General features: G+C 40.5%; 20 protein-coding genes and 1 pseudogene. 10 read left to right on the forward strand and 11 right to left on the reverse strand.

Going from position 1 to position 18,315, the window contains the following annotated elements; genetic code table 11:
• Positions 1–91: 91 nt before the first annotated feature.
• The 4 genes from EDI28_RS05005 to EDI28_RS05020 all read right to left on the reverse strand — a co-directional run bounded on the left by EDI28_RS05005 (position 92) and on the right by EDI28_RS05020 (position 3,522).
• The gene (locus EDI28_RS05005; protein ID WP_128782705.1) at positions 92–808 is read right to left on the reverse strand and encodes a tRNA-uridine aminocarboxypropyltransferase; all 717 of its coding nucleotides are present in this window, start codon (positions 806–808) and stop codon (positions 92–94) included.
• A gap of 323 nt (positions 809–1,131) precedes the next feature.
• Positions 1,132–1,479 carry a DUF3802 family protein gene (locus EDI28_RS05010; protein WP_128782706.1) on the reverse strand — a complete coding sequence of 116 codons (348 nt, stop codon included), beginning with the start codon at positions 1,477–1,479 and terminating at the stop codon, positions 1,132–1,134.
• Positions 1,480–1,606: 127 nt separating this feature from the next.
• Positions 1,607–2,605: a sensor domain-containing diguanylate cyclase gene (locus tag EDI28_RS05015; RefSeq protein WP_128782707.1), complete on the reverse strand. Its 999-nt coding sequence runs from the start codon at positions 2,603–2,605 to the stop codon at positions 1,607–1,609.
• Positions 2,602–3,522, reverse strand: a complete 921-nt coding sequence (locus tag EDI28_RS05020; RefSeq protein WP_233353273.1) for a response regulator — start codon at positions 3,520–3,522, stop codon at positions 2,602–2,604. The genes EDI28_RS05015 and EDI28_RS05020 overlap by 4 nt, the downstream gene beginning before the upstream one ends.
• Before the next feature lie 481 nt (positions 3,523–4,003).
• Between EDI28_RS05020 and EDI28_RS05025 the strand changes: the two genes are divergently transcribed.
• From EDI28_RS05025 to EDI28_RS05040, 4 genes are all read left to right on the forward strand, one after another.
• A complete protein-coding gene (locus EDI28_RS05025; protein ID WP_128782709.1) occupies positions 4,004–4,363 on the forward strand; it encodes a glutathione S-transferase N-terminal domain-containing protein in 360 nt (119 codons plus the stop codon).
• Positions 4,364–4,548: 185 nt separating this feature from the next.
• Positions 4,549–5,226: a DUF3334 family protein gene (locus tag EDI28_RS05030; protein ID WP_128782710.1), complete on the forward strand. Its 678-nt coding sequence runs from the start codon at positions 4,549–4,551 to the stop codon at positions 5,224–5,226.
• Between the two features lie 136 nt (positions 5,227–5,362).
• A complete protein-coding gene (locus tag EDI28_RS05035) occupies positions 5,363–6,475 on the forward strand; it encodes a ParB/Srx family N-terminal domain-containing protein (protein ID WP_128782711.1) in 1,113 nt (370 codons plus the stop codon).
• Between the two features lie 408 nt (positions 6,476–6,883).
• A complete protein-coding gene (locus EDI28_RS05040) occupies positions 6,884–7,639 on the forward strand; it encodes a hypothetical protein (protein ID WP_128782712.1) in 756 nt (251 codons plus the stop codon).
• Positions 7,640–7,795: 156 nt separating this feature from the next.
• On the opposite strand, the gene EDI28_RS05045 is transcribed toward EDI28_RS05040, so the two are convergent.
• From EDI28_RS05045 to EDI28_RS05065, 4 genes and pseudogenes are all read right to left on the reverse strand, one after another.
• Positions 7,796–8,575: an N-acetyltransferase gene (locus tag EDI28_RS05045; protein WP_128782713.1), complete on the reverse strand. Its 780-nt coding sequence runs from the start codon at positions 8,573–8,575 to the stop codon at positions 7,796–7,798.
• 76 nt (positions 8,576–8,651) lie between these two features.
• Positions 8,652–8,903, reverse strand: a pseudogene (locus EDI28_RS27275) (LysR family transcriptional regulator); the annotation flags it as partial.
• A gap of 471 nt (positions 8,904–9,374) precedes the next feature.
• Positions 9,375–9,857 carry a GNAT family N-acetyltransferase gene (locus tag EDI28_RS05060; protein WP_128782715.1) on the reverse strand — a complete coding sequence of 161 codons (483 nt, stop codon included), beginning with the start codon at positions 9,855–9,857 and terminating at the stop codon, positions 9,375–9,377.
• Between the two features lie 36 nt (positions 9,858–9,893).
• Positions 9,894–10,232 (reverse strand): hypothetical protein, encoded by a 339-nt coding sequence (locus tag EDI28_RS05065; protein WP_128782716.1) that lies wholly within the window; start codon positions 10,230–10,232, stop codon positions 9,894–9,896.
• Positions 10,233–10,489: 257 nt separating this feature from the next.
• Between EDI28_RS05065 and EDI28_RS05070 the strand changes: the two genes are divergently transcribed.
• The 5 genes from EDI28_RS05070 to EDI28_RS05090 all read left to right on the forward strand — a co-directional run bounded on the left by EDI28_RS05070 (position 10,490) and on the right by EDI28_RS05090 (position 13,366).
• Positions 10,490–10,987, forward strand: coding sequence for an RDD family protein (locus EDI28_RS05070; RefSeq protein ID WP_128782717.1), 498 nt, complete (start codon positions 10,490–10,492; stop codon positions 10,985–10,987).
• Positions 10,988–11,089: 102 nt separating this feature from the next.
• Positions 11,090–11,446: a MerR family transcriptional regulator gene (locus tag EDI28_RS05075; RefSeq protein ID WP_128782718.1), complete on the forward strand. Its 357-nt coding sequence runs from the start codon at positions 11,090–11,092 to the stop codon at positions 11,444–11,446.
• Between the two features lie 70 nt (positions 11,447–11,516).
• Positions 11,517–11,897 carry a carboxymuconolactone decarboxylase family protein gene (locus tag EDI28_RS05080; protein WP_128782719.1) on the forward strand — a complete coding sequence of 127 codons (381 nt, stop codon included), beginning with the start codon at positions 11,517–11,519 and terminating at the stop codon, positions 11,895–11,897.
• Positions 11,898–12,335: 438 nt separating this feature from the next.
• The gene (locus EDI28_RS05085) at positions 12,336–12,848 is read left to right on the forward strand and encodes a CPBP family intramembrane glutamic endopeptidase (RefSeq protein ID WP_233353274.1); all 513 of its coding nucleotides are present in this window, start codon (positions 12,336–12,338) and stop codon (positions 12,846–12,848) included.
• Between the two features lie 98 nt (positions 12,849–12,946).
• Positions 12,947–13,366, forward strand: a complete 420-nt coding sequence (locus EDI28_RS05090) for a GFA family protein (RefSeq protein ID WP_128782720.1) — start codon at positions 12,947–12,949, stop codon at positions 13,364–13,366.
• A 112-nt stretch (positions 13,367–13,478) separates the two neighbouring features.
• On the opposite strand, the gene EDI28_RS05095 is transcribed toward EDI28_RS05090, so the two are convergent.
• From EDI28_RS05095 to EDI28_RS05105, 3 genes are all read right to left on the reverse strand, one after another.
• A complete protein-coding gene (locus EDI28_RS05095; RefSeq protein WP_128782721.1) occupies positions 13,479–13,934 on the reverse strand; it encodes a YaiI/YqxD family protein in 456 nt (151 codons plus the stop codon).
• Positions 13,935–14,081: 147 nt separating this feature from the next.
• Positions 14,082–15,677 carry an ABC-F family ATPase gene (locus tag EDI28_RS05100; protein WP_128782722.1) on the reverse strand — a complete coding sequence of 532 codons (1,596 nt, stop codon included), beginning with the start codon at positions 15,675–15,677 and terminating at the stop codon, positions 14,082–14,084.
• A gap of 206 nt (positions 15,678–15,883) precedes the next feature.
• On the reverse strand, positions 15,884–17,032 hold the full coding sequence (locus EDI28_RS05105; protein WP_128782723.1) for a glycosyltransferase: 1,149 nt from the start codon (positions 17,030–17,032) through the stop codon (positions 15,884–15,886).
• Positions 17,033–17,366: 334 nt separating this feature from the next.
• Between EDI28_RS05105 and EDI28_RS05110 the strand changes: the two genes are divergently transcribed.
• Positions 17,367–18,314, forward strand: coding sequence for a glycosyltransferase family 2 protein (locus EDI28_RS05110; protein ID WP_128782724.1), 948 nt, complete (start codon positions 17,367–17,369; stop codon positions 18,312–18,314).
• Position 18,315: the final 1 nt, after the last annotated feature.

The raw sequence follows: 18,315 nt of genomic DNA on the forward strand, positions 1-18,315 counted from the left end.
CTCGCGTTTGCTGAAAGAAACAGCAAGCTGTTACATTTTATGACAGCGAGCTGTTATAAAGTTACCAAAAGTACGATAATAACCGTCTTCATTAGGCAGCAATATACTGTTTCAGCAGCTTCAATGCCGAGTCATCCGGTAATACCCGGTTCATTTTCCCCGTTAGGTAATTTTCACGAAAAACATCAAACCACAGATCCAGCACATCAGCATTACGTTGTTCGCCATAGAGATCAATAATCCGAGCAGCAACCTCAGCCGTTCCAAGCTGGTTTTCCTTCGATGCTTCCCTGACCTTGTACCGCGACGGTTTGTCAGGACTAATGGAAAGAATTGGAAACTTGTTTAAATACGGGCTCTTACGAAACATTTTCTTCGCTTCCGCCCAGCTACCATCCAACATGATAAACAGCGGCCGCTTATCGGTACCTACCTCCACTTTCTCAGCGACACGTTCAGGCTGAGCGTATTCTGCAGGAAATACAACATAAGGCTGCCACTGAGGATCGTCCAGTAGCTCCAGCATTGCTAAATTTGGCTCTGTCCGGGACCAAATATAAGCAAAAGTATCTTCAAACAAATCCGCTATGAGTCGGCCGGTATTACTTGGTTTTAGCACCTCGTCATCATACATCACCAGTAAGAAAGCTGCATTGGAGCTGATCACCGGTTTTTCGGAGCAAATACACAGGTGCTCCCGTAGCATACAGTAACTACAGCGTTCAACCTTACAGCCTCTGGCCCGAAACGGACGTGTAGAACGCGCTAGACGCTCTTCATATAAATTATGTACCGCGTGGATACGCATAGCAGCTCTACCTAATACAAGAAACGCCAGCATTTTACTGGCGCTTGTATTTGTTGCAATCAAAACTTACCCAGAGTCTTCCCGAGGCCTTCAAGCGAACTCACGTCGACAACTGATATCGGGACAGAAGTGTCTGTTGCTGATTGGCTATCTCAGCCAATTTGCTACTCGGTAACTTACTTATGGATTGTTACGCTATCATTTCAGGTTTTTGATTTATCAATAAAATCAGAAGGGTATTTAATTTATCAGGCTATATTTCGACAAATTGCAGGCGTAAAAAAAGCAGCTTGCGCTGCCCTTTGAAATCAATTCTTGCTCAATTAGCCTTCTTCAATACTAATTGCACTATCAAATAAGTTTTTCACTAACCCAATGTAATCTTCAAGAAATGCAATCTGTTCATTGGTAGGACAACAACGCCAAGCTCCCGCCAGTACTTCAGATAAATCTTCAACGACCGCATCGGCTTCCTGCATCAACTTAAAGCGAAAATCAGCTTCAAGATCAGGATTTTGTGAGAATACTGCCATTAGATTCGTTGCTATCATGTCAGTCACTACATCTTCTACCGTCTCGCTACAACCATCTTTGTTTGCATTCTCAAACAAAGACAAATGTTCGGTAAAATATTCTATAAGCGCGTGATAGCCTTCAGACTCAACAACCATAATATTTCTTTGGATTAATAATAATTTTCATCAATTTTAAGAATAATCTAAAAAATTACAACACTGTCAACGGATGTTCTTGCTCTTGATCAAAGAGAATGGGACATTGCACCAAGACGAATCCCTCTTAACAGCTGACAGCCTTCAATTCCTTATCCTGCTCTTGGCATAGCTCTCTCGAGTAAACTGTGGTTTGGTTTCTGCCATTTTGCTTTGATTCATACAACGCGCTATCTGATAGTTCCAACCACTTCTCATAACTCGGCATCCAAGGCGCCCATTCACAGACACCAATACTGATAGTCACATTGATGCTTCTCACATCTACCGCCACAGATGCATCTTCGATCCGATGACGTAAACGCTCAGTGAAATAAAGCCCAAGATCAGCAGACGTACCCGGTAAGATCACACCAAACTCCTCCCCGCCGTATCGTCCGGCAATATCACTATGTCTTTTGGTTCGCCGCAACAAACTAGACACTTTTCGAATCACGCCATCGCCCGCTACATGTCCAAATGTATCGTTTACTTTCTTAAAGTGATCGATATCTAACATTACCAATGTGGATGGAATGTTGGCCTTTCTGCAACGCTCGAATTCTTCTGCCAGACACGCTTCCCAGTGACCGCGATTATAGAGTTGGGTCAGCCGATCAGTCATGCTAAGGTGCGTGAGCTGTTCGTTTGATTCTCGAAGGTGTGTTTTATTTTTAGCAATATCAGACACATCTGTAATCGTTAAGCAGATATGAGACAACTCACCATTGAGCGACTTAAGCGGTGTCAGTGTCATATTCTGAAACATCAGAGCAGAGCCCGCAGTAACGGGGCTAAAGTTAGAGAAGTTAAAAATGCTTGGCCTATCTTCCCAGCAACTAAACGATCGCATCCGCAGTTTGAATGTGGATGCAATTTTATTTTTTAACCAGTCTACGGGCAGATCATCAACCACGTCGAACAAATTTTTGCCCATAATTTGCTCTGTAGTAATGCCGCTGTACGCCTGCATAAACGTGTTCCACGCCCATACGTTATACTCTTTATCAATGATCACCACACCAGCATCTATATTATCCATTACCTGCATGGTTAAGTGAAAATCAGCAAGTGTTACCTGATTCAATGTAGAGTTTCCATTATTTTTTTGATAACCAGCGTTGAGCTATTATCCATCATAAATAAAACATCACATTCCAAGTCTAATGAATCAGCCTCATAAGTATATTCAACAGTGAATAGCTCTGATTTGATGCACTCACCGTCACCCCATACCATATAATCTTCTAAAACAATTGGCTGACGTACAGAAAAAGGAATGTTCATTTGTTCAGACAGTGAAACCAAGAATGAAGACACCATAAGATTGGCGATATCAATAACAATCTCACTCTTATGTTCATCAACCTGACTGAAACCCAATCGCGCTCCGAACACACCGACATCTTTACCACGCAAGCAAACTAAGGCTTCGCCATGAATTCCGCCACCGACAAAACGCTGAGCAATCGCCACTGATTCACTCTGCTGCTTGATATCATCAATAGCCATCTCCAGTTCACCAGCACATAACTTTGCAACATTCGGCAATGGCATCTTAATAAACTCGCCAAAATGATCAGAGATAATGGCAGCACCACGACCGAGTGCCACATTGGCAACTTCTTTAAAAGCTTGAATGAATTCATCACCAGCTTGGTGGGGGACAGAATTATCCAGCCCTTCCACAACATAAATGCCAAGTTTATTTAAAACAGACATGAGGTGTTCAGGATCAAAAGGCTTTGGTAAGAAGTGGTGTGCTCCAAGCTCGATACAACGTTCCATTGCCTGACGCTGGACATCAGCAGACAAAATGATCGTTTTAGTCTCATGCTCGCGAGCGGACAATACCTGCAAAACTTCAAAACCATCCATAACAGGCATCGTCAAATCAAGAAACATAACATCAATATCTTGATTTGTAAGACATTCAAGCCCCTCTTTACCGTTCTCGGCAAAAAACAGTGTCACAGCATCCTGCCCAGATAACATTCTGGACATTGCTCTGTGCACTACAGGCGAGTCATCACAGATAAGAATGTTCTGCTTCCTTACCACGTTGAGTATCTTCCTTAATTTTCCATGGACTGACTAATAATAATCAATATTCATGAGAATCATAATCACAGAGTATGAAATTTATTTAATAAGTGAGCTGGATCGTCTTTTCCTCTAACATAAATCACTAACACTTATTGGCTCAATTAAAACCCTTTTCGATTCAATCTCTAAACATTAATGGGCAATGTAGACATCAAATGGCGACAACCTAGATATGCTTCTTGTCGAAATAGTAGCAAATAAATGCCGCGCTTTAATTGCCCAGAAATATTTTGCCATTCCATTTATCCATATTATTCACATGGTTATAAAATGATTTTTATCCAAATGAATCGCTGCCTTTGTGATTTTTTGGTTATCAAATATCACCAGTTATAATACAATTCCAAGCCTAAATCATAACTACAAGGATACGCCTTCTATGAAAGTAATTCGTTGGATATTAGGCCGAGTTATTCTGCTGCTTAACGCCCTGTTTTCTCCAAAGTCTGTCAAGCGTTCAGAACTTGAACAAAAAGAAATTGACGATGCGGTTGCTCAAATCCATCTTTATCAGTTTGATGCCTGCCCTTTCTGCGTTAAAGTTCGCCGTGCCGCTAAGCGTCTAAACCTGCCTCTGGCTACAAGAGATGCAAAACAGGCACAATGGGAACAAGAACTGATTAACGGTGGGGGCCATAGAAAAGTGCCTTGCCTTCGAATTGAAGGTAACAACGGAGAAGTCGAATGGATGTACGAGTCTAACGACATCATTAGCTATTTAGAAAAGCGCTTTGCCTAAGTATCTACCCACCAATTATGCCCATTGAAGCCTGTTTAACGGTTGAACACAGCAGCATATGCACTTTTTTGCGCTTAATGTTTTAAAACAGTGAGCCATATCAATTCGCTCCCTTTAGAGTTGTGCATTTAATAACGATTAATGACACACTGCCGATAAATGCAAGCTAGGTATCCGAGTACACAATGAAAAAAACGAAAACCATCACTACAGATGACATTCTGCTAAAACTTTGTCAGTCCATTTCAAACGTATTATCAACAGCCACTGATAGCCAAGTCGGTTACTCAGCAATGGTTCAAAAAATCAATAAAACCAGCCTAAAGCCGGATATTGGTTGTTTCGTCCTTTTTGACGGTGGTTTTACTGGCTTGGTAGTTAATAACTTTTCGCAACAAGCCGCTTTGGAGATATACCAAAACTACATGCTCAAGATGGGCATTCAACAAGAAGATTTAGCCATTCACCACTCTTCAGACGAAGTGGCGGATGTACTTGGTGAGCTAATGAACCAAGCTGTTGGTGACTTCACCAGCAAAATCCGTCGTGAGCTGCAGATTTCTATTACTCAAAATCAGCCAAAAATGCTTGCGCTCAACAAGCAGATCTTGCTTTCTGTCGATACGAATTTGGATCGACCACAAGCACGTCGTGTTAGCTTTACAACGGAGAAAAACAACATTTTCTACCTTGAGCTAGCAATGGACAAGACAGAGTTCATCCAGCTGGAAGAATTTGAACAACATGATGACATCGATCCTGATACCATCATTGAAAATGCCAAAAGGGAACAAGCTGATAAGCAAAAGCAAGAATCAGCATCCACCGTTGATTTTGATTTACTCGATGAATTAGGCATTTAAATCATCCAACAGCAAGCCTGATCGAGTTCCTAAGCACCGATAGGATCAGGCTTGTTTTATTACTTCTTAAACACTCCTCGCATATCACTCTTTGCTAGACTCATTGTTGTCAGTTACTGCCCGAGAGACCTGATCTATGCTGAGTCTTCGTGACACCTTTTTGCTGTGTATATATTCTTGCGTGCCCCTTCTTGCCACCTTTTCAAGCGCTGAGAAAATAACCTATGACAAGCTGAGCAATGGCGATGTCATTACCGTCACGTTGGATCAGCTACTTCCCACACAGCCTGTACTCAGCTTTGACAAAGAGTTTGCCAAGCTTAACCGCTATCATGAAGATCTCAAAAGTATGTTCAACGACCTGTGTAAAGCCAACGGAGCAAAAGGTATTAAGAAGTGGAATGAAGAATCACAACCGACAGACGCATCCAGCTATAACTGCATTGACAAGCCTGGCACGCACACCAATGATCTTAGCACCGTCGTTATTGGCCCCAAGGCAGGCACTCTATACTTAACCAAAGGCCACCATACCCTCTCTACATTTTGGGATATGCCTAACGGCGGCACCAGTGTCCCCGTAATGGTAAAAATAGCCCACAATCTACATGAAACTGGCGAAGACTTCTGGCCTGAAATGAACAATGACAAAGAAGTATGGTTATTCAATACAAAAGGCGAAAAAATCAAAGCCAAGGAGTTACCTGAGTATATTGGCCAAAAACAACTTAAACATGACAAATATCTATCACTCGTATATTTTTTAAAAGATATTAGCTACTCTTCTCCCCAAAAAAAAGACAAGAAAAAAGGTACAAGTAACGGCTCTAGTATTCCATTTCTTGAGCTAAATTGGGCGCTTGAAATACGCAAACATATGAAAATATCAGATTATGATTTAAATGTTCTCGATGAATATGCTGCAGCCCTTGCGGAAGCTGCAACTGTGATGGTTGACCTGCCTGATGATACAATCGTTGGAAAATCAGAACGGACAGCCAAAGAGATGGGAAAACTTAGCCTCGTTGACAGCAAAGCATTAGCGGCATTGATTAATGATAAAAAATCCGACTTTAATCATGCTTTAGCATATCGGATAGCAGTAAAAGAAAAGTCAACACCAAAACGTTTGCTAGAAGAGGAAGCAGCCGAAAAAGAGAAAGAAAAACAAGAGAAAGAGAATATGGATGAAAACAATAGTAACAATGGAATTGAAATATCTGAGCTAGAAACAACAAAACCTGATTAAAATATCGAACTATAACTGATGGCGGTTCTATAGCTAAGAAGATAACGACAATCTAATTTTAAAAGCAAATAATACCATCAGTGAATATAACATCGACGACGTTTATATAATACAGTCAAATGTCATCACATACCACTGTAAGCAATATACTCCCTTTAACTTATGACCATAAAAACCTTTAAATTATTATTCATAATAACACCACCACAGGCAACATATTAAAAATCAAATCAAGATCACAAATAAAGTCTATAATCACCTATAATTCCACTCTTCCCCAAAAACTAAGATCTGCCCTCCAGTTACTAATTCAGTATGTTAATAATAAAGCCAATTTGGTGATTAACATGATACGTTTCACATTGCTTTTTCTATTTTATCTATGAGCATCAATGATAAGGAGCTATCATGAAAAGAACTTGTCTACTTGCTATTGCAGCCATGTGTTTTAGTACACAAGCAGCACAAACAATTTATGATGAAGACACAAAGGCCGAGCGTACTACTATCTACAGTTCCGGACCTGTACAACAAATGACGACGCTTAGTTCAAGTGCTTATTCGATGCAAATTCACTACACCACTAAAGATTATGTATCCTGCCCTCAGGCAGCAGTTTACGATGAAGCCACCGACCAATTAATTTCAGACTTTTACGCTTCTAACCAAGTTATTACCGGTAGTATTCCTCCTGGGCTTGAAAAAAAAGAGAAATCTTTACGCCTTAATTGCGAATATAGCAATGGTGAAAAATATACTATTCATCATAAAATCCCAGCGGTTCCTAATATTCAATGGGAAAGCCAGCTAAAGCCTGAAAACCTTGTTCCTGCTAGTAGATATAATCCTAGTTACTACCAGGAGCTAAACTACGCCAGCCAGGTTCTATTTAACAATCATGTTGGCGATGGTGAATGTGTGGCTGGAAATAACGTCGGAACAACACCATTATTACTTGGCGATAGCAACCGAGTTACTAACCGCATAAGCGATTACTTTGTCACTTCTGGCCAAGCTTACTATCAAGATCTCCGCACCCCATATTTAGTATCAGAACTAATCTGTAAAACAGCTGGAGGAACAACTAGAGCTGTTGAGGTTTGGACAATAAACGAAAATACGCAAGAGAAAGCAGTGCGTGAATTTAGTATAGAAAACTTCTAACAGTAACGTCAGATAACGCTTATATACCCAAATTACCTCACGATACGGAATTCAGAATGAGCCTCGCGGGCTAAGTTCAAGGAAAGTAATGCGAGAAATTGTGGTTTTCTGGCTCACTCTCAAAGAGTGAGCCTCTACTTTACTTGGTTTGCACATTTACCTTAGTGACAAGCTATTTTTGCCGACTATTTTATCAAATCGAGTATCCATACATACACTGATATCTGTCGTTATAAATTCCCCATCTATATACAGACTAAAAATTGTCGCCGGTGTCGGTGCCGACTGGGCTTGTTCTATAGATTCAATTTTGATGATTTTCAGCGGTATACCACGCTTTTTGCATGTTATAACTAGCGAATCCGTGACATGATATTCTGAATAAGGACAACGGTTTGAGTAGAAAGCTACGCAACCTTCGTTATCAGCCAGAGAGTTATCTTTGGTCGATGGGTTGAAATATGGCACATTGACAGCATTATCAAAATTTAATGAGACAAGCATAAAGCCAGATAGGAGTGTATCGCAAACTTCAAATCCTTGTTTTAACAGCCATTTGGCGTCGCTCATAAAATGAAACTTCCTCGTTCCAACAATAGTGACTAAACCCTCTTTCCCTTGGCTCTTCGCATCATCAATAGCATCGTTTAACAGCGCTTTACCATGCCCTTGCTTTTTATACTTTCCGGACACCCAAAAGCATCCCAGCATCATATAATTGGGAGCTGTAACTGGAGCCCAAGCTTTTTCAGCTGGCCCATATTCGATAAATACTTTAGCCCGTTCATCAAGGCGACGAAATACATAACCATTGTCAAACTCAGCCTCGAGCCAGCGTTTTTTAAGCTCGTAGCTCTTTGCACATTTCTTATCTGAAAAGGCGCAGCAAATATGCTCTGAATCGATACTTTCCTTCGTAAGTGTTATGTATTCCATAAACCGCCAAGGCTCTATTTGAAATGAAGACTAAGCTCCATGTTATCTGAATGGCAGAAAGGTGATACCTAAACCTTTACGAACAATGATTCAGGTCATTTGTTGGAACACATTGCTGTAGATTATGTTGTAGCCAATGTATAAACATCTGCTCAAGCTTATCGTCTGATGTTGCCTCTTGACTAAGCACCATATAGTTATGCCCCGACAAAACAAATCCGAATGGAGCAACGAGGTTACCACGTTCCAAGTCATCAACAACTAACGGATAGGAACCAATTGCCGCACCGAGCCCATCGACAGCCGCCTGGAAGCAAAAATAAAAGTGGCAAATGACTGATAAGCATTGCCAAGTAACTTATTTAGATCGAATACACTCCAGGCTCGAATAATGAAGATAAAAAAGAGGTTAAACCAAGCCTGTGGTGCAGGGCTAATATCCTATGGGGCAATCCTTGCCTTTAAATCATAAGAATCAATATGGCGTAGCTACATTTTAGTGGCTACGCTATTCATAAGATCATCATTCAGGATTATTTCTGTACCAACTATCAAGCAAGTCCTTGCCAAAGACAACCTCAGTTTGCATATGTAGATATAACAAAACCAACATTAACACACCACATATAACATTAAACCAGAATGTATATCTTTCTCTCGTTATTGTATCGTTTATAGCGATATTAATAATAATTAACAAGAACGGATAAGAAATCAACATCAGAACAAAAAAACAAGATAGTTTGACATCGCCATTTAATCAATTGGTTATAATCCTTTCGGGCTGCTTAACAATTTTTCAGATATTATTAAGTTCCATGTACAATAGATTCCAACGATCACCGTTAAATGATCGCAAACCGGCCTCTTTCCTAATCACGTTAAACCCAAGAGACTGATAACAGTTAACCGCATTTTGATTATGCTCAAAGACTGCTAAGTTGATAGTCGTAGCATTGAATGCTTTTTTCGCGTGATCAATGGCCAAATTAACAAGAACTTTTCCATAACCCTTGCCCCGTACTGATTCATCAGCAATCAATACGCGGCAAAGACGATAAGTAGATTCCGATTCTCTGTGTAGTTCAATATAGCCAATCTCTAATTCATTGTCCCTTAGCATCAATGGCGTAACTTCGGCTTTGCTTACATGTGCAGTAATCTGCTTTATTGTTAAAGGATATTTATATACAGGCCCACCCCATAGATAATTGAACTCTTCTGAAGATATCCAGCTGATTAACTGCGGGTAATCCCTTTCTATAAATTTATCTAAATGCATACACAAACCATAATTCGCCATTTTATAGGACATAAACTAAATGCTTGCCACCGTCTGCGATGCTTGCATCTTTAACCAAAAACTTTCCTGACATGAATTGTAGAATATTTTACGCACAGGAGTGATCTGTTGCAGCCCTGAATCAAGTACTTCGTAACTTATCCAGCACTCCTCGCACAATTGCTCGGTAGGCACATTGTCTCGCTCAATCTTATACCGTATTACAACGCCATTATCGTAATAGTACGTAGTTTCCATTTCATTGATTTCAACCCCATCGTCAGTGTAACTATTTTTCCTCATATGCTCATTAGCAATTAAAGCATTCGTTTCATGGCCATGAATAGCCTTTATATACGTAAACAGATTGTTCATATGTTGTATCAAACCTTGATAACAAAGAGATATTCGAGCAAACCCAACTCATAGCGCTGGGACAAAATTCATGCAGCATTTCACCAAATGCCTGCATAAACAGTGATATATATCAACTGTATGCGTAATAGGCTTATTATACAATTATGAAATCTTCTAAAGCCTGAGAACACCGTCTTTGCTTCGGAAATATTACGAAATGGAATGATTTGTGGCTTTGGTGCTCTGAGTATAATCTTTGCCTCTATGGAGAAAAAATGGAAAATCTGTCGACAGAAACGCAAAATGAAAACGAAACCAACCAAGAAATATTAGAACTAGCAACTAAATGGTCAAGGTTAGGTGCTTCCATAATCGATGGGCTCATCGTCATGATCGCAACATTGCCGCTGTTTTACTTTATGGGCGGATTTGACGGAATCGATCAAGTTCCACCTGTTGCCGCGCCGTTGTCAGTGCAATTTTTAACAGCTTTCCTTGGTATTAGTTTCTATTGTGTCATCAATTGGAAGCTATTAGAAACAAAGGGGCAATCCATAGGGAAAAAACTACTGAATATACACGTTGTGTATCTTGATGGAGCACAGGCTAGTAGAAAAGATATACTCGTTAAACGATACTTTCCTTATATTCTCTGTTCATACATTCCGTTCATAGGTGGAATAATTGGCTTGGTTAATGTGCTTTTCATTTTTGGTAAGCAACGACGTTGCCTGCATGACCGAATTGCCGGAACCAAAGTCGTACGAAGCTAGCTAACGAGCAATCAAGGTGGCCGTAATACCCATCAGTATGACATGAATTTTTCCATTCACGTTGTCATATCCGATCAAGTTATTAAATCCGGGAGGGTACTTATGAACATGAGAGAGTTTTCTGAACGTACAAAACTGTCATCTCATACTCTCAGGTATTATGAGAAAATCGGTCTTTTGAACAATGTTCAAAGAAATTCAAGTGGCCACCGCGTTTTCACAACCAAAGAGTTGGACTGGGTTAACTTCATAATCAGACTCAAAGAAACGGCCATGCCGTTAGATACTATTTTGCACTACTCGAACTTACGCGCACTGGGAGAAAGTACGATCACGGCTCGTAAGACGTTACTCGAAGAGCATAGACATAAATTACAATCCCAGATTGAAAATCAACTCCAACATTTAAACGCTTTAGAGACGAAAATTGATTTCTACAAAGCTATAGAAGTTTCTTGACTTAGAGTTAACTCTAACTTGTAACCTTGCTTCATACATCACATTGTAGTGACTCACGAGGAGCAAGTAAGTGAACAAAAGTAGATACGAAATTGGACTTGAGAAGTTAAGTGAGATCGATGGAAAAGCTGGTCATAACGTCATCGAGAGTTTACAAGATGTTTGTCCAGAGTTGGCTCGATATACTATTGAATACCCTTTCGGGGACATTTATTCACGAAATGGCTTAGATTTGAAATCTAGAGAAATTGCCACTGTCGCAGCCCTTACAGCTTTAGGTAACTGCCAGCCACAACTAAAGGTGCATATTAATGCGGCATTAAATGTTGGCTGTACGCCTGATGAAATTAAGGAGACAGTATTGCAAATGTCAGTGTACGCAGGATTCCCAGCTGCACTGAATGGCATGTTCGCAGTAAAAGAAGTCCTTGTAGAACGCGGAGAGCTATAAGGAATACACTTGTTCGAGCTGATTCAAATACGTGAAACTTTCAACCGAGTCAGCTTGAATAAGGCAAACAGCATTATTTAAATAATACAGACCTAACAGGGAGGTTGGTCATAAAAACGTGGATGAATACGTTGAGGGATCGCTTTGGCGTCCCCTGCCTTCGTAATTGACAAAGATACCCCAACATGCCAATTTTTACATAAGGAAACATAGTACAATCTGGTTTTGGTGCTACTTCATATATTAGTAACAAGAATTCGTGACATGCATCAAATTTACGCGAGAATGATTTATTATACAATTTGGCACTTGTTAAGTAAGAACAGTGTTCATATGTCTTTATCGTGAATTTTAAATATGCAGGAAAATCCACGATCACGGCTTGTTGAATACAATCTTTCACCTAACACTACGCTCACTTAAACATGGAGGTTTAACTTGCTAGAAAGCATTAATCACATAACCTATAACACGTTAGGATTAAATAAAAGGCTGTTTATATTTCGTGTTTATGGATTAGCTATATTATGGGCACTAACCTTAATCTTTATAAGTTACTTCATTTCCAATGATACTGCTGAAGTTATTCCCACTTTTAGTGAGGATGAAATTTCAGCTGCATTGTTTTTTCTGCTAATTGATGCACCAATTACTGAAACTCTTATCTTTCAATGGTTTATACAAGGGGTATTTCGCCACGCAACAGGTAGCCCAAGTTTCTCCATTATAGGTTCTGCTTTTTTATTCTCCTTGATCCATCTGCATAACTCGATTCTAAATGCAATTGTAGTGATAGCTCTTGGGCTTGCTCTAGCCTTAACATATGAATATGTCCGCATGAGAATTGGAAATATATATGCACTGATTATTGTCTGTGGTGCGCACATTTGTTGGAATGTATTTGCTGTATTTGTTATCCCATCATTGTTTACTCTGTTGGGTTTGCAGTAAATTGAGCTATAACAAAGTAAGTGGAGCACACAGTTCACACTCACGGTTTAATATGGTGCACATTTTTACAGGCGCTATGCTCTAAAGGCAATTTTAATATGAACAAAGACTATCATGAAGCGACCTGCCTCTGTGGGAAAGTAAGACTGGAAATACAAAAGCTTCAGAATAATTTCATTGTCTGCCATTGTGATACATGTAAAAAATGGAATGGCGGACCGCAACTTGCGATGCCATGCGGAACAGATGTTAAAATTCAAGGGAATGAATATCTTTCAGAATTCTCGTCTTCTCCTTGGGCAAAACGAGGGTTTTGTCGTAGTTGTGGAACACATTTGTATTTCAAGATGAATCAATCAGGAAGTTACAACATCTTACTTGGCGTACTAGATATTGATAAAAATGCAGAGCTACAAATGTCGATGCAGTATTTTATTGATCTAAAACCTGATTATTACACCTTTGACAGTGATTGCCCGGTAATGACTGAAGCTGAGATTATAAAAAAATTCAGCTAATCTGCGGGATTTACATCAACAGCTATAGCCATAAACCTAGCATCATTCCGACGATTGGCTCAGAAAGTTTTAGGAAATAGAGGGTAACAACGCTTGCCGCCACCCTTTTAACTCATGATTTCTTATGATTTTTAGCAACAAAAGAATCAAGCTTGTTTGCGAAGTTTTGTCGGTCGGATTGGCTCAGCGGTGCAGGTCCACCAGTTTGAATTCCGCTACTTCTCATGGTTTCCATGAAGTCGCGCATTTGCAGGCGCTGTTTGATCGTATCCTTAGTGTACATCTCACCACGCGGGTTCAAGGCATGGGCACCTTTGGTGATTAGCTCATCGGCAAGAGGAATATCTGCCGTAATCACTAAATCTCCGGCTTCAACTTGCTGAACAATATAATTGTCCGCAACATCAAAACCTTGCTCCACCTGAATTGACTTGATGTGCGGTGATGGCGGCACTCTCACATGATGGTTTGCCACTAAGGTGACAGCAACCCCTACCCGATTAGCAACACGGAATAAAATCTCCTTTACGACATTCGGACAAGCGTCCGCATCTACCCAGATCTTCATTTCTAGTCCTTATTCCTATCATTCTGCAATATCGCTTTGCGCTGCAATACCACTCTAAAACAAATATAAGAAAGCCGCCAAATAAGGCGGCCATCATCTATTTCACTGAATCGAATTGATATCAGTAGCTCATCAGTTCGATCTTAATTAACCTAAAAGGCCTTGCTTGCGTAGGTACTCTTCATAGGTACCACGGAAGTCTTCAACGCCATCTTTAGTGATTTCGATGATACGTGTCGCAATCGATGATACAAACTGGCGATCGTGAGAAACAAACATCAAAGTACCTTTGAAGTTCTCAAGTGCCAAGTTCAACGATTCGATAGATTCCATATCCATGTGGTTGGTTGGCTCATCCATCAGCAGGATGTTTGGCTTTTGCATGATTAGCTTACCAAACAGCATACGTCCTTGTTCACCACCAGAAATCACTTTAACTGACTTCTTGATGTCGTTCTGAGAGAACAGCATACGACCAAGGATACCGCGAACTGTCTGCTCGTCGTCACCCTCTTTCTTCCACTGACCCATCCAGTCAAGTAGTGTCATATCTTCTTCAAAGTCAGCACTATGATCCTGAGCGTAGAAACCAATGTTATTGTTTTCTGACCACTTGATCATACCTTCCATTGGCTCCATCTGGCCAGCCAATGTATTTAGGAATGTTGATTTACCAATACCGTTCTGACCGATGATCGCGATACGTTCACCCACTTCAACCAACAGCTTCACACCATTGATCAAGATGTTGTCACCATAGCCTTGCTTTAAGTTTTCGACTTCTAGCGCATTACGGAACAATTCTTTCTCTTGTTCAAAACGGATAAACGGTGATTGACGGCTCGATGCTTTAACTTCATCAAGCTGGATCTTATCAAGCTGCTTCTGACGAGAAGTCGCCTGCTTCGCTTTTGACGCGTTAGCAGAGAAGCGACTTACGAATGTCTGCAAATCGGCAATCTGAGCTTTTTTCTTCGCGTTGTCAGCAAGTAGACGTTCACGCGCGCCTTCTGCAGCTGTCATGTATTCATCGTAGTTACCTGGGAACAGGCGAAGCTCGCCGTAATCCAAGTCAGCCATGTGGGTACATACGCTGTTTAGGAAGTGACGGTCGTGCGAGATAATAATCATGGTACAGTTACGCTCTAGCAGGATCTGCTCAAGCCAGCTGATGGTGTGAATATCCAGGTTGTTCGTTGGTTCATCAAGTAGCATGATTTCAGGATCTGCAAACAGAACCTGAGCAAGAAGAACACGAACCTTAAGGCCCGGTGCAACTGCGCTCATTAGGCCAAAGTGCTGATCTTCAGGAATACCAAGACCAAGTAGCAGCTCACCTGCACGAGCTTCAGCAGAATAACCGTCCATTTCAGCGAATTCAGTTTCAAGATCCGCAACACGCATACCATCGTCTTCAGACATTTCAGGTAGCGAGTAGATACGGTCACGTTCTTCTTTGATTTCCCACAGTTCTTTATGACCCATAATGACGGTATCAACAACAGTGTATTCTTCAAATGCAAACTGGTCCTGGCCTAGTTTCGCCATACGCTCGTTAGGATCTGTTGAAACAGTACCAGCCGACTGCTCAAGCTCGCCACCCAAGATTTTCATGAATGTCGATTTACCACAGCCATTCGCGCCGATAAGACCGTAACGGTTACCTTCACCAAATTTAACTGAGATATTTTCAAACAATGGCTTATCGCCAAACTGCATTGTAATGTTAGCGGTAGAAATCAAAGTACTGTTCCAATAATGATTTATGTATCAAGCATTAAAAAAGCCGCCATTATTAGGCGACTTTAGCAACGAAATTGACGAGCATCATAACAGGAATCGTGAACTATATCACTATGATTCCCCCACTTTATGGCCACCGATTAAGTGCCAGCATATAGCGAAAACATCGCTATGCTCCTGATAATAGATAGCCGGTGAATCTAGAATTAATGTGCGGTACCCTCTATCCACCCCGACAGTGTTCTCGCCTGCTTGATTGCATCAAAATTCTGTTCAACATTTCGTCGGGCCTGCAGTCCCATCTGGATACGCTTTTCCTCAGGAAGACAAACAAACCTTTCAATGGCCTGCGCTAGCGCAGTTACATCCTTCTGATTAACCATCAACCCCGTCCCGGGAGTAACAATTTCCTTGCATCCCATAATCTTCGTTGTAATAACAGGTAACCCAACTGCCATCGCCTCTTTCAGAACCAAGGGCCCTGTATCAACAAGTCCGGATTCGGCTATACAAAAAGGAGCAACAAGACAATCGTATTGAGGCAAATTTTCCTGGATCCAACTCGGTTCTTTTGGGCCCAGAAAATTAACATAAGAAGCGATACCCAGAGTTGAAGCTTGCTGCTTGAGTTCCGTTGATAACTCACCATCTCCAACGATATCAAGAACGATTGGATACTTTGCGCAAAGCCCTTGCAAGCTTTGAAGCAAATAAGTCACTCCTTTGGGCTCGACTAACCGGCCCACAAACACCAGCCGTATTTTATCATGTTTCAGTTTTGACTGGGGTTTGAAAAGTGACGTTCTTACCCCGCAGTGAAGGAGCTTTATATTGTCACGGCTAAGCTTTATTAAGTCCTCTTTCATGTCGTTACAGACAGCAACTACAAAATCACTGCTCTTGAGTTTTAATGGCACGTCAAAGGGGAACTCGTAAATGTCATGGCCGTGACCAACAAAAGAACATGAGATGCCTATAAGCTTGGCCGCGGCAATACTATGAGACGTCGTATGCTGGGCAAAGTGGGCATGTACATGATCAACATTGAGCTGAGCTAGTTGAGATGCCAATTTAATACTGTGGAAGAATAATGACCGTTTCGGCAAAGCTTTTTGACATCTCACAAACCTAATGCACTGATAAAGCTTACGAGGGGATATTTTTGTTATAAATTTCAGGCTAAAAAACTGACCAATTTCATAGGTTGGATAATTAAACTTGTGTGCTGAAAGATGCTTGTGGAAAGTCATCACACACACTTTATGACCGCATGCTTTTAGTGAATCTATTTCCGTCCGAATAAATGTTTCACTCAAGACAGGAAATGTTGGAGCAACAAAAGCAACTTTTTTCATTATAAAACTCTCTATTCGAGTATTTACAATACAAAAGCAATAACTGTACCTACGTTAACTCCTACCCTTCCCCCCCAACACTTGCAATCTGCAATGCAGATGAGAAATTTGAAGCAATTGGCACATCAATCTTCGCCAATAAACGTTAGATTAATAATGAATATTGAGTTGCTTACTTTTACCAATCAAGAATAACCACTTATTACACTGATTTTAAACGAATAAATTCAGCCGCCTTTGAATTTCACCTTTTTAATAGTATTCCTCTCTAACAGTGAACTTTAGGTATGAAAACTGCCTTTTCCTTCACCATATAAACAAAAGGTTAATTGTTATGGAAAAAGTCTCTGTTGTAATACCTACATATAACTGTTTGACATTTTTACCAAAGGCTATAAAGAGTGTTCTTTCTCAGGACTATCAAAACATAGAAATTATAATTGTTGATGATAACAGTAATGATGGTAGTGCCGCCTACTTGGCGAATCTCAGTAATGAACATAGCAACGTTACTGTTATTACCACTCATGGCGTTGGGGCGGCAGCGGCAAGAAATATAGCCATAACGCACTCAAAAGGTCAGTATGTTGCCTTTCTTGATGCCGACGATTATTGGTACCAAGGGAAAATATCCCAACAGGTAATGGTTCATAGGAAAAATAAGCATATAGGGATGAGTTTTACCAACTATGACCATCTCGACGAGCAATATCAAAAGATCATTGACTGTTTTTCGTATTGGAATAAGAGAAAAGATACGCATGACAGCGTCTACTTTATTGATAACCCTCTAAATGAAATTTTCGCTAACAATATTATTGGCACATCAACCGTTATGGTTGATAAATCAGTTTTTTCCAAAGCTGGTCTGTTCAACGAAGAAATAAGCTATGGTGAGGATTGGCAATTTTGGTTAACCATTTGCGAACATTTCAGCGTTGCCGTAGTGATGAAACCATACACCGGCTACCTCATGAGACAAGGATCTATCACGCAAACAGACTCAAAACGATTGAATAACCTGCAATCCCTTTCAAAAATAATATCCGATTATCAACAGCGTGACACGATCATCAGCAAAAAAGCGATGTCTCAGGCACAGGCTCGACTGAAGGAAGGATATGCCGATTATTTTAGAACAAGAGGCGATCTATTTTCAGCACTTTTGTACGACTTACATTCGCTGATTATTTACCCTCAGATGAGACGAGTGAAAAACACCCTTGGTAACTTAAAAAAGTGCTTACTACCAACCAAAGGACAAAGTAATCAGTGCCAATAAA

The sequence above is a fragment of the Photobacterium chitinilyticum genome (assembly GCF_004104355.1).
GTDB lineage: Bacteria > Pseudomonadota > Gammaproteobacteria > Enterobacterales > Vibrionaceae > Photobacterium > Photobacterium chitinilyticum.